This is a genomic window from Streptomyces sp. NPDC002133, from assembly GCF_040296405.1.
Taxonomy (GTDB): domain Bacteria; phylum Actinomycetota; class Actinomycetes; order Streptomycetales; family Streptomycetaceae; genus Streptomyces.
The window spans coordinates 1-12,232 of record NZ_JBEOXF010000110.1 but is presented as its reverse complement, the minus strand read 5'-3'; the positions used below and the strand labels follow the sequence as shown (position 1 = coordinate 12,232).

Annotated in this window: 10 protein-coding genes; 7 read left to right on the top strand and 3 right to left on the bottom strand. The window is 67.3% G+C overall.

The window, feature by feature from the left end; all coding sequences use genetic code 11:
- Positions 1–471: MarR family winged helix-turn-helix transcriptional regulator (locus tag ABT078_RS41625; protein WP_351237531.1), on the top strand; the 471-nt coding region annotated here is incomplete at its 5' end.
- Positions 472–708: 237 nt separating this feature from the next.
- Here ABT078_RS41625 and ABT078_RS41620 read toward each other — a convergent pair.
- Positions 709–888, bottom strand: a complete 180-nt coding sequence (locus ABT078_RS41620; protein WP_351237529.1) for a hypothetical protein — start codon at positions 886–888, stop codon at positions 709–711.
- Positions 889–1,215: 327 nt separating this feature from the next.
- Here ABT078_RS41620 and ABT078_RS41615 point away from each other — a divergent pair, with 327 nt between their 5' ends.
- From ABT078_RS41615 to ABT078_RS41595, 5 genes are all read left to right on the top strand, one after another.
- Positions 1,216–2,814 (top strand): DUF2637 domain-containing protein, encoded by a 1,599-nt coding sequence (locus ABT078_RS41615; protein WP_351237527.1) that lies wholly within the window; start codon positions 1,216–1,218, stop codon positions 2,812–2,814.
- A 151-nt stretch (positions 2,815–2,965) separates the two neighbouring features.
- On the top strand, positions 2,966–5,044 hold the full coding sequence (locus ABT078_RS41610) for a serine/threonine-protein kinase (RefSeq protein ID WP_351237525.1): 2,079 nt from the start codon (positions 2,966–2,968) through the stop codon (positions 5,042–5,044).
- Positions 5,045–5,633: 589 nt separating this feature from the next.
- Positions 5,634–8,177, top strand: coding sequence for a DEAD/DEAH box helicase (locus ABT078_RS41605; protein ID WP_351237523.1), 2,544 nt, complete (start codon positions 5,634–5,636; stop codon positions 8,175–8,177).
- 150 nt (positions 8,178–8,327) lie between these two features.
- Positions 8,328–8,960: a hypothetical protein gene (locus ABT078_RS41600; RefSeq protein ID WP_351237521.1), complete on the top strand. Its 633-nt coding sequence runs from the start codon at positions 8,328–8,330 to the stop codon at positions 8,958–8,960.
- Between the two features lie 394 nt (positions 8,961–9,354).
- Positions 9,355–10,443, top strand: a complete 1,089-nt coding sequence (locus ABT078_RS41595; RefSeq protein ID WP_351237519.1) for a YrhB domain-containing protein — start codon at positions 9,355–9,357, stop codon at positions 10,441–10,443.
- A gap of 94 nt (positions 10,444–10,537) precedes the next feature.
- Here the strand turns inward: ABT078_RS41595 and ABT078_RS41590 are convergent, their stop codons facing one another.
- The gene (locus tag ABT078_RS41590; RefSeq protein WP_351237517.1) at positions 10,538–11,161 is read right to left on the bottom strand and encodes a hypothetical protein; all 624 of its coding nucleotides are present in this window, start codon (positions 11,159–11,161) and stop codon (positions 10,538–10,540) included.
- 207 nt (positions 11,162–11,368) lie between these two features.
- On the opposite strand from ABT078_RS41590, the gene ABT078_RS41585 reads away from it, so the two are divergent.
- A complete protein-coding gene (locus tag ABT078_RS41585) occupies positions 11,369–11,713 on the top strand; it encodes a hypothetical protein (RefSeq protein WP_351237515.1) in 345 nt (114 codons plus the stop codon).
- A 21-nt stretch (positions 11,714–11,734) separates the two neighbouring features.
- Here ABT078_RS41585 and ABT078_RS41580 read toward each other — a convergent pair whose 3' ends face one another.
- Positions 11,735–12,121, bottom strand: a complete 387-nt coding sequence (locus ABT078_RS41580; protein WP_351237513.1) for an ankyrin repeat domain-containing protein — start codon at positions 12,119–12,121, stop codon at positions 11,735–11,737.
- Between the last annotated feature and the right edge of the window lie 111 nt (positions 12,122–12,232).

Here is a 12,232-nt window from a genome sequence, read left to right as displayed (position 1 = left end):
ATGGGAGAGCGGCACAGAGCGTTCCCCACCACCGAGGAACTGCAGATCTGGCAGGACTTCATCGAGACCACGGAAGCGCTCCGCTCCGAACTCTCCTCACGCCTGCACAGCGAGTCCTCCTTGTCACCGGGCGACTACGCCGCGCTCCTCGCACTGCGAGAGGCGCAGGGGCGACTGCGCCCCTCCGAACTGGCAGCCCGCATCGGCTGGCAGCGCAGCCGACTCTCGCACCAGATCAAGCGCATGGAGGAACGAGGGCTGATTCGGCGCGAGAAACACGTCACCGACGGCCGGGGCGCCGAGGTGGTACTCACGACGGAAGGCAGGGAAGCGTTCCGCAACGCTTCGGTGCCGCATCTGCGTGCCGTCCGCGAACTGTTCATCCATCCGCTCACGCCGGACGAACTTGCCGCAGCCGGGCGGATCGCGGCGGCGCTACGCGCCCGCCTGAGGGCATTGCGTGACAGCTGAGGGGTTGTCGTCGCGGACGAACGGGAGTCACTGCCCTGTACAGCGCCTGGCCTTCCCCTCGCCTTCCTCCTCGACTCCGCGACCGCCGCCTAACACGTCGAAGGCGCCGCCATCGAGATCGGGCGTGGTCCGTCCGTCCGGGACACGGGGCTTGTCCCACAGGCCGCAACCGCCGTGGCCGAGCTCTACAACCTCGCGACGCGGCAGCCGGAGTGACCTCACTCAAACGACCTTCGCTCAGCGCGCGCGGGTGGTCGGCCGGGGCAGGAGGCTCCGCAGGAGCTCGGCGGTCTCTGCCTCCATGTCGACGCCGCCGCCCAGCTGCTCGTTGATGCGGGCGAGGCGGGCGGCGGCCGCCCGGAGGGCGTCGGTGTCCCCGGCTGCGTGGTGGGCGAGGAAGATCTGCCGGTGGAGCATCTCGCTCTCCTCCGCGGCGAGCAGGCCGCGGTCGGCGGCCCACAGGGCGCCAGGGACGTCGCAACGGCTTCTAAGGACTGCTCACCTCCAAGAGAGCCGCAACACCATCGCCCGCGTCCAACAGATCACCCGCACCTACGACATCTCCCTGGAACCCCTCACCGAACAGACCATCGATCTCGTCCTGTCCAACCAGCCCGCATCCGCCCACGCCAGCCCGGCATGACACGGCAGCCAAGTACAAGACCCCGACGACGGGGCGCACGAAAGCACCAGCGTCACCGACACAACCAGGGCGAGAGCAGACCGATAGGAGGACACAAAGCCGTGGACCCAGCGCAGTCGAGGCACCCTGTTCCCCTGTCCCGGACACACAGGACCCTGATCACCATCGTCGTCACCGGTGCGGTGATCATCGCCGCGATCGGTTTCGCCGGGTCCTACGCCGCCGTACGCGACCTCGCCGAGCAGAAGGGCTTCGGCGCCTTCTCCCTGGTCTTCCCCATCGGCATCGACGCGGGCATCTGTGTGCTGCTCGCCCTCGACCTCCTGCTGACCTGGATCCGTATCCCCTTCCCGCTGCTGCGCCAGACGGCATGGCTGCTGACGGCGGCGACGATCGCGTTCAACGGCGCCGCCGCCTGGCCCGACCCCCTCGGCGCCGGCATGCACGCCATCATCCCCGTCCTCTTCGTCGTCACCATCGAAGCCGCCCGGCACGCGATCGGCCGCATCGCCGACATCACCGCGGACAAGCACATGGAAGGCGTGCGGCTCACCCGCTGGCTCCTCTCACCCATCCCCACCTTCCGGCTGTGGCGCCGGATGAAGCTGTGGGAGCTGCGCTCGTACGAGCAAGTCATCAAGCTGGAGCAGGACCGGCTGATCTACCAGACCCGCCTTAAGGCCCGTTACGGACGCGCCTGGCGACGCAAAGCGCCCATCGAGGCCCTGATGCCGCTGCGGCTCGCGAAGTACGGCGTTCCCCTGGCGGACACCGCGCCCGCCGGCCTCGCCGCCACCGGGACCGAACCGGCGCTGCTGCCGCCGAACCCGACTACAGCCACAAAACTTACGGAACTACAGCTGCCCACGACCCCACCGCCGACCGCGGAGCACACGACGCTCGTCGAACAGGAGTGGCCCCAGCCGCACCCCGACGAGCAACAACCCCCGCACGACAGCCCCGGCCCGAGCCCGTGGTCCGCTGCGCCTCGGCTTACCCCCAAGGCACAAGAGAACCACGCCTACGACCCCACCCACGTGCAGGGCCATGCCCCCATCCCCCTTCACGCTCCAGCCGCGCGCCGGCACTCCGGGCACCGACACGCCACGGTCAAGCTCCCGGCACCCAGCCCCGCACCGGGAAGCGACACGGACACGGAAGATCCCGGAAACCCAGCCACAACGCCGGCAGAGCGGCAACCACCCACGAGCGAGCAACCGACCACGGTCGACCGCTACTACCAGGCAGACGCAATACATCCACGAGAAAGGGACCGAGCCGAAGGACACAGACTTCTCCCGGTTCCTAGCAGACCACGGCATGACCGGACGCCAAGGCGACGCCATCAGCCCAGCCACCCTCCGCCGCTACTTCCCCCAGTTCCGCATCTACACCGCATGGACACGCCACCTGGAGAAACACGGCGCAGCGCCCACAGCGGACCAGCTGACCCAGCTCCTGGCCGACCACGGCATGACCGGAAAACCCTATGCCGCCGAGAAGTTGACGACACTCCTCTGCGACTTCCCACGACGCCGCGCCGCTCTCCGCCCCAAACAGACCGGCACCTCAGCCTGACCGCCCCGACACGAAACGGGGAGTCGGCAGGTCGTGTTGGCAGCCGGACCACGCCGTTGCATGGCGCGCAAACACGATCAGCGGACCCGCCTCGCCGACCAACCCGCGAAGGGCCGAGGTAGTCCGCGGCACCCCGTCAGGTCCATATGCAACATGTCATGCAATACGCCTCAACAGACCTCGAAACGCCAGCCGTTTGGCGAGGCCCCCTCGGCGGCGCGGCATCAGTACGCTGACGCCGCGGATGCCATGTGGTCTATTCAGGGAGGGGAATTGATCCAGGAAGAACGTCTGCCTGCGTCAATTGGCCTGTATCGGGTGCAATGCCGCGTAGGTGCCGGGGGCATGGGCGTGGTTTACCTCGCCGTTTCTCCGTCCGGGCGCGAGGTCGCTGTAAAAGTAATCCGTCAGGAACTGGCTGAGGACCCCGAGTTTCGGACGCGCTTCCGTCAGGAAGTCACGTCAGCTCGCCGCGTCAGCGGTGCCTTCACAGCGGCAGTCGTGGACGCCGATCCCGACGCGGACCCCCCATGGATGGCAACGGTCTATATCCACGGGACTTCCCTGCGGGATCACGTCCGGACACGAGGCCCGCTGCAGCCCGATGCCCTCATGGAGCTCGCGACGGGACTCGCCGAAGCCCTACGCAACATCCACCGAGCCGGCCTGGTGCATCGTGACCTCAAGCCGGACAATGTGCTCCTGACCGATGACGGTCCGCGAGTCATCGACTTCGGCATCGCTCGAATGACGGACGGACAGACCCTCACACACACTGGCCGAATGGTCGGAACGCCGGCGTTCATGGCACCCGAGCAGGCACGATCCGCGAAGGACGCCGGTCCGGCGGCTGACATCTTCGCCCTGGGTGCCACTTTGGTGTATGCAGCGTCGGGGCACGGGCCGTTCGACGCCAGCAATCCCTACACGGTCGCGTACCGGGTTGTTCATGAGGAACCAGACCTCACCCACGTACCTGACCTGATACATCCGGTAATCAGGGCATGTTTGGAGAAGAACCCCAAGGCCCGTCCAACCGCCGAAGAGCTGCTTACCCTGCTGGCCACCCCCTGGCGGCAGCGCATCCGTCCTCGCTCATCACAACGTGTGGCCCGGTACATGGCAGCGGGGGTATCCCTGACCGCCGTGCTGGCGACCGCCGCCTGGTACACGTTCGATGCACAGAGATCACCTCACGGATCACCCCGAGACGTGAAATCCTCATCCGCCGCGAAGCCCGCGGCCCCGGCCGGGTCGAAACCGGCTGTTGAACCAGCCGCACTGACGCGTCCACGGGGGTGGGCTCTGTGGGAGCAGAAGGCATGGGACCACAACGAGACCAGTGCGGCATGCGACGGAGTACCCGGTGCGCTGCTCTGCACCACTGACAAGACCGCGGCAATGCTCCTCGAACCGCACAGCGGCCACATCAAGTGGCGACACAAGGTCCCTGGCATCAGGTATCAGGTCACCGTGGGTGCCGCCGCCGGCTTCGCCTACATACAGGTTCTCTCCAACACGCCCCCAGTCCAACTTATCGCGTTGAGCATGAAAGACGGGGAAGTGAAGTGGTCAATCCCGGTGGACAACGGTGAAGGAGTACAGCTCATCGGGTCAACGCTCTATCTCCTCAAGCCAGACAATCACATCCAAACATTGAACCTTCAGACAGGCCAAACCCTTCCTCGACACTCCCCCCGCATCCCGACGTCTTACGGAACACGTACCAGTCTTCGCAAGGGAGACGACGGCAATCTGTATGTGCTCAATGACGATCGGTCAGGTGCCTCGATCACGAGTGTCGACGCCGACACGCTGAAGGTGCTTTGGACGGCAACCACTGATGATGGAAACCCCGGCGAGTTGCAGAGGACCGATGAAAACGGCGCTGTCTTTGTGAAGCGTGCAAACGACGGCCGTTTCACCGCACTCGTCACTCTCGCCCCGGACGGAAGCCTGCGGCAGGTTCCCCTGGAACAGGCCACGGGGCGCGACGGCGTCCTGTCAGGTGACACGTTCTACACCAGCCGGCCAGATGGAACGCTCATGGCCTTCGACGCGACCACCGGCCGACTCCTCTGGCGTACCGAACTGGGCGCGGAGTCACCCGGTAAACCGGTCGTCGACGGAACACGTCTGTATGTGAGCGTCGCCGACGCGCGGATCTTCTGTCTCGATACGGTCAGCGGCCGTCAACTGTGGCGTTCCGCACCCCGTCGTGATCCAGAAATCAGTACCGGGCCGGAGTTCGAGCTGTACCCCAAAACCATCGTGGTGGTCCGGGACACCGTGTACGCAAGATCCAGCCGGGGAACCATCTTTGCTGTTCTCCCCCCGCAGGGCCACCGGTGAGCGGAAGCACCACCCATCGCTGGCCTGCAGCTGCGGCATAGCGATGCACTCGGCGACGCCGGCGGCCGGCAACTGCCCGCTGTCGCAGAACTTGCGCAGCAATTCGTGGTCGGGAGGCAGCACCTCAAGGACCGCGCTCAGCACTGCCATGGTGGCGCGTGTCCGGCGGGGCCCAGGGCAGCCGCCGGAGGGCGACGGGCTGGCGAACGGCATGAGGGCGCAGCCCACGAACAGGCTCGCCGTACGCCGGCACGCGGTGACCATGACGGCCTCGGCCGCACCCCGGCAGCAGCTGCTCCCCCTCGACTTCGCGCGGCGGTGCAGTCGCCTCACGCTCCTGCAGGCGCGACGGCAGGGACGGCGTGCCGGAGGCTCCTCTGCCAGCGTCCGCCGTAGGTACGACGTGCAGCTACGGGATCGACAAGGCGAGCCACGTGCAGCCGGATGCCCCGGTCAGGGGCGGCGCCCTCATCGTCGAGGTCGCCGCCGGTGACAAGCTGAGCCTTCGTCATGCGCAGTTCGGAACCGATAATCCACAGTGCACGGACGGTAGGACGGACAGCGACCTTCGAGAAAAAGGGATGCCTCGGTGGAAAAGAGAACACTCCGCCCGCATCAGAGAGAGGCCGTGGATGCGGTTATCCGAGCTCTCGAATTGCCTGCACGATCACTTGTGCCCGAGCGAGGGCTCCGGACACAGGTGATCATGGCGACCGGATCCGGGAAGAGCCTCGTCGCCGTGCGCAGCGCGGAGGAGCTCCACGCCGGCCGGGTGCTCGTGCTCGTGCCCAGCTTGGATCTTCTAGCCCAGACCGAGGCCGCGTGGCGCGAGGGCGGCCGCACAGGGCCGATGATCGGGGTATCGTCGCTGCGCGGCGAGGAGGTGGGCTTCCCCAACACCACAGACGTGGGCGAGCTGGTCGACTGGGTGCGGCCCTTTGAAAAGGTAACCGTGTTCGCCACCTACGCATCCCTGGGGCTGGGCACCCTGGAGCAGGCCCACGCCGCCGGCCTTCCGGGGTGGTCGCTAATCGTCGTGGACGAAGCGCACAGATGTTCCGGCCGGATCGGCAAGCCCTGGGCAGTCGTCCACGACAACACCCGCATCCCCTCCCTGCGCCGCCTCTACATGACCGCCACACCACGCCTGTGGCAACTCGACGAGGACTCCGAGCAGGCGGGAGCGGGGACGGGGGCGGGGGCGCCGGGTGAGCTGGTGGCCTCGATGGAGGATGATCCGGACGGACCGTTCGGGGCGCGCTGCTACACCCTCACCCTGTCCGAGGCGATCGACCGGGGCATCTGCGCGCCGTACCAGGTCGTGTGCGTGGACATCACCGACACCCAGCTTCAGGCCGCCCAGCTGCTCGGCTCCGAAGGCCGCTCCGAGCAGGTCCGCGGGGCGCGGCTCGCCGCCCTGCAGACCGCGCTACTCAAGGCATCCTCGGAGGAAGGCTTCCGCCGCACGCTCGTCTTCCACCATGTCGTGAAGGAGGCCGAAGCGTTCGCGGCCGGCCTCACGGACGCCGCCGCGCAGCTGCACGCCGCCGACCCGGAGCTCTACCCGGCCACGATCTGGGCCAACTGGCTGTGCGGCGAACACAAGCCGAACCACCGCCAGCGGGTCCTCGGGGAGTTCGCCGACGGCATCGCCACCGACGGCACCGTCGTGGAGAAGACCTTCCTGAGCAGCGTTCGAATTTTGGGCGAGGGCGTCGACACCAAGAACTGCGACAGCGTCTACTGGGCCGACGTCCGCGGCTCCATGCCCGACCTCGTCCAAGCCGTCGGCCGGGCGCTGCGCATGCAGCCCGGCGAAGGCAAGACCGCGTCGCTCGTGGTACCGGTCCTCCTCGGGCCCGGCGAAACGGCGGACAACATGTTCACCAGCCGGGCGTTCGGTGGGTTGGCCAAGCTCTTGGAAGCGCTCCGAGCGCACGATGCCCGCATCGTGGAGACCCTCGCGGAGCCACAGGCCCAAAGCCGCTCCAAGGGCGTACAGACCCGCAGCGGAGGCGAGGAGCGCGAGGGTGCCGAGGGCGAAGACCGCGGGCTGTCGGCGCCCGCCCGGGAACTGCTGAGATTCAGCACGCCCCGCGATCCTGCACAGCTGGCCGCTTTCATCAACCTCCGCGTCCTCAACCCCGAACACGCCCACTGGCGACGCGGCATCGAAGCCGCCACCCTCTACCACCGCTTCCACGGCGAGCTGCGCGTGCCCTTCACCTACCGAGTGCCCGAGCATGACGAGGCGCAGGAGGCCGGGTGGCCGGCCTCGCTCGCCGGATTTCCCTTGGGGCAGTGGACCGCCGACGCGAGAAGGTTCTATGCCCGCGGATCGATGGTTGAGGACCGCATCGCGCAGCTCGAGAAGCTCGGCATGGTCTGGTCGCACTACGACGTCGCCTGGGAAGAGGGCCTGGCCGCGGCGCGCGCATGGGCAGCCGAGACCGGGCACCTCTTGGCCCCGGTCGATGCTGTCAGCCCAGGAGGCCATGCGGTGGGCATCTGGTTGAAGAACGCCCGGGCCGCAGCCCGCAAGGCGATGGAGGCCGAGCAACGGCGCGCCGAAGGACTGCCCGTCGAGTCGTCGGCATGGGCAATGTCGCAGGAACGGCGCGAGCAGCTGGAGGACATCGACGCCTCCTGGTGCCCCACCTGGCCCGTCAGCTGGCAACGCGCCTTCCACCTCACCCGGCAACACCTGGAGGTCGGCGGGCAACTGCCCACCACACCGGGCAAGGTGCTGGTGCAGTCCGAAGATCTGGGGCGCTGGGTCCAGGCGCAGCGCATCGGATGGAACAAGCTCACCGGTGTGCAGCAGTGGATGTGCGAGCACATCCTCGGCATCGAACCCGCCGACGATGGCGAGAAACCACGCCCGCGCCGTACGCAGGCCGACAAATGGGCGCTCAACCTCGCAGCCGCCCGCCAGTACTACGCACGCGAAGGACATCTGAAAGTCCCCCGCAAGCACATCGAAACCATCACCATCGACGGCCGTGACAGCCAGGACCAGGAGACACGGCAGATCCGCCTTGGGGCGTGGATCAGCAACCAGCGGAGCAGAGCCGCGACACTCACCCCCGAACGCATCGAGCAACTCTCCGCGATCGGCATGCGGTGGGCGTAGAGGGCCCTGGCGTCGGGCGTACGGGCCCGGCCGCGATCGATCTTTCGCGTTCTCGATCATGGTTCGTCCCGACACTCGACCTTGGCGTGGTCGTATGACCGTGCCGTAAATGCGATGACCTGCGATGACGGGTCGTGGCACAGTCACTGCATGTCCAACGACATCGCCTATCCCGTCTTCCGTACCCCTGACCCCGCACTCGCCCTGCGCACTGCGCGCCGCCTCATGGAGTTCGGTCGCTGCGAGTACTCCAAGGTCTGCGTGTACGCCGAGCTCCGTTCCGTCGCCGAGGTGCGGCGGGTGGCGAAGGAGCTGCCCGCAGGGTGGTTCCGGGGGCAGGAGGAGTATGGGGAGTTCGACGGGGTGCCGTTGGAGGACCAGCCCACACTGGTCGTCGGCGCTCAGGGGCCCGGTCTGCCTGCCGACCCGTCTGCGTACGAGGGTCGGCTGCCGGTGGAGTTCGAGCTGCACGACCTGCCGGTCGGCAGCATCGAGGACGCCTTCACAGCAGCGATCGGCCCGAACATGGGCGAGATCAACTGGGAGATCCTGTGCTGGCCGGACGCGCCCGAGCTGGGCTTCCTCGGCGAGTCCAAGCACGCCGAGGTGACGCTCCTCCTCAACACCCGCTCCCGCGAGTTCGACGATCCCGCCGACGACCACACCGTCCTCGTCCACGTCCGCAGCGTCAGCATCGACGGCCGCCAGATGAGGGAGCCGTACGCACACTGGCTCGCCAAGCAGGTGGGTCTCACAGTCATCGGCCCCGGGCAGCGCTACTGAAACCGGCCCGGCCGGCCCCGATGAGTTTCGACGGCCACCGCCTACCCTCGTACGCCCGCAAGGGCAGTCGCAGCAGGCGGATACACAGGAGTTCAAGCGCGACCGCGTCGCGCTGGTCCGCTCCTGCGGCAAGACCGTCACCGAGGTAGCCCGACGGTCCTACTGGCGTGCGGTGCCGATCCGTCCCTGCCGGCCGCCGACGGGGAGTGGTGGTCGGCGTGAGAATGGCATGGCCCTTCGTCACTCATGCCAGCAACGAGTGAGCAACGCCCGTCAGCGTCAACGACCAGATCGCTGCGCCCGCGCCACTGACGCTCAGACGACGACGTTCAACCGACACTCCCCCACAGACCATCAGCACCCGAGTGAGAATTCGCTGGTGGGTGCGGGCTTGATGACCGATGCTGTCGGGATGATCGAGCGTGAGTTCGCCATCAAGCTGGTCGAAGCGCAGCTCGAGCGCGAGTACCGCAACGAGATGGCGGTGTACGGCAGGTCAGTGGGTGTGTCCGTCGCCCATGTCGAGGAGCATGATCTGTGCTGGATCGTCTCCTGGCAGTCCGACGAGTACCTGCGCACGAGAGACCATCGTCATGCCCTGGCGGGCAACGGCCCCTATCTGGTGGACAAGGCCGACGGCAGTCTGCACCAGATCGGGGTGGTGGATGCGGTGACGCGAGCCTGGGAGCACGAGTACCTCCCCAGAATCAAAGGACAGTCCGTACCGGAGCCGGTCGACGCGCTGCACGACGAGGTACGGGCCACCGCCGTGGCGCAGGGCAGGGTTGATGCCTTGCGGCTGCTGCGCCGGCGCGTGCCCGCGCTCAGTATCAGCGACGCCAAGGTCTATGTGGCCGCGCTGCTCGCCGATGCGGACCCGCCCGCCGAGCTTGTCGCAGCGGCCACCGAAGCCCTCCCTTGCCCCGCGCAGCCCATCTCCCACGGCATAGCGACCATCACCGGCCCGAACACACCGACAGAAGCACTTCGGCCGTCGTCCGGGCTGCCGGGCCTTGCCCCGCACCGGCGCCGGCAAACCGTCCAGTGCTGCGGGACACGCTTCGTAGGCGACTTCCGCGAACTGCGGGCCGACGATCCCGGTGCGCCGAGCATCCACGACGCCGCCGGGCTCACGGCACGCGCCCACGAGACCCAGGTGACCGCCTACCTGCGCGCCGGTTCGGTCCTGGCCGCTTCCCCTTCCATCGCCTGCGATGTGCTGCGCGGCGACGGCACCGCGATCGGCGCCCTGTCGCTGCAGACCGACGGAACATGGTTCTGGCACTCCGACCTGCCCTACTACATCGAGACCTACCACCTCGCACTCGACGACCGCTTCCTCACCCACGCCGCCAACTCCAACTGGCAGCCACCGCAACTCGGCCTCAGCCAACTACTCGCGCTGGAAGAACAACTCACCTCCAGCCAGCCAGCCCACTCATCCGAACAGGTCGCCGAGACAAGCCCGTCGTCAGACCTGTAACCGGAGCGGGGCGCCCTTCCAGCTGTCGGATCGCCCACCCGCCCCCTGGCCATCCGGCAATGGGGCAAGTCACGGCGGGCGCGCAGCCAGGCCGTCAGTCGGCCTCGTCTTGACTCCCATTACGGTCTTCGTACATGTGGAGGGTGGTGGGCACGTGGTTCTGGTGCAGACCGAAATTGCGGCCCCGCTCGACGTCGAATACCGCGTCGACATACAGCAGGTCGTCACTCCACAGAATCAGCGGCAGCAGCGCCCTCCAGTGCCGGACTTCCGGCCGCGGGCCGGTGAAGTCGAACCAGGGTGCGCCGCTGCGGTCCGACGCGCGGTCGGGATCGGGGGCGTGGACGAACGGTGCACCGGTCAGGAGCCGGAGGTCGAGCCCGCCCGGCTTGAGGGCGTGGAGGGCAGGCATCGGGCCCAACTGCAGGAGTTCGTCGGCGGTGAAGGTCTGCAGGGTGTAGTGGCCCAGGGGGATCCGCGTCCCCTCAGGGAGGTCGCCGGTCAGCAGCAGCCAGTCCTCCACTGTCGGCGCGGGTGCCGTGCAGAAGGCGACAAAGCTGTCCGCAACCTCTTCCACCGGCACCTCGGCCCCCTGGGCGACCAGACGGGTCGCGTCACCCAGGACCGTGGACCATCGGGGCAGCCAGTCACCGTCGACCTTGCCGTACAGGTCGCGGTGCTCGGATTTCGGTGCGGCCACGACCACCGCATTGCTCAAGGCCTCCCAACCGAGCGGTGGGACGTCCCCCTGGAGCGGGATGACCGGCCAGCCGCCACGCTCGGCAAGCTCTGCTTCGAGCCGTCACCAGCGCCCACGCCGCCAGGTGAGCGACCGGCCAAGGTCCCTCACGGTGCTATGCCGTCAAGCCGCTGGGGCTGGGGCTGGGGCCTCGAACAACGACGACCTCGCGGATAGCCTTGCCGCATGACCGAATCGGCCTCTGGCCAGCGCTCTTTGCCGACGTGGGACCAGGTGGTCGCGCTGCGGGACTTCATCCACGGCCGGACGTACGCTGCCGCCGCTCCGACCATCCGCCTCAACGGAGAGCCACCTCACACCCCGGGTTCCGCTCTGGCGCGCGTGGCTGAGGTCAACGGGGCCCTCTACGAAGTCACGTCCCATCTCTGCCGTCGGCTGTATGACGAGCTCGAGAACGGTCGCCCTGGTCCCGTCGCCAATGCATCGTGGGATGCCCTCCTCGCGATCACCTCGGCCTGGCGCGATGACCCCGAGCTGCCGACCTGGCTGAACGAGCTGCTGCCGACTTAAGACCTCCGGCCGATCATGTGGCTACCGGTGGTCGGAATCGGCAGATCCACCCGTATCGAGCTTCGTGACACGGCCATGATGGGTGGTGAACCGGTCCAACAGCCGGATCGCCATGTCGTGGTTGTAGAAGCGGGCCAGCTCGTAGGCGGTTTTTCTGCCGTCGAGGGTTGTGGCTGGGTCGGCACCATAGGCAAGAACGATCGCGGTGAGAGCGCTGTCGATCGGTTGCCCTGACTGAAGAGCCGAGTCCCCTTCCAGTTCGATGGTGTGCATCAGCAGGGTCATCCCGCAGCAGACCTCATTGACGTCAGCTCCCTCGTCGAGGAGACGCGTGAGCGTGGCATGGTCGCTCGACTCCACCGCTTGGTGGGCGGGCGTCCATGGGTTTTCGAACTCGAAGCTGCTCACTACGGAACCTGTCAAAGCGATCAAGGCAGGTAGATCGTTCTAACGCTGTGCCGGGATCAGTGGGCCGTCTGGTGCCGGCTTGTTGATCCAGGCCGCTGCGGGGACCTTCGG

Excerpts from the sequence above, each read along its gene's own strand:
- ABT078_RS41620 (WP_351237529.1), bottom strand. The coding sequence starts at position 888 with ATGCTCCACCGGCAGATCTTCCTCGCCCACCACGCAGCCGGGGACACC.
- ABT078_RS41585 (WP_351237515.1), top strand. The coding sequence starts at position 11,369 with ATGACCGAATCGGCCTCTGGCCAGCGCTCTTTGCCGACGTGGGACCAG.
- ABT078_RS41600 (WP_351237521.1), top strand. The coding sequence starts at position 8,328 with ATGTCCAACGACATCGCCTATCCCGTCTTCCGTACCCCTGACCCCGCA.
- ABT078_RS41595 (WP_351237519.1), top strand. The coding sequence starts at position 9,355 with ATGACCGATGCTGTCGGGATGATCGAGCGTGAGTTCGCCATCAAGCTG.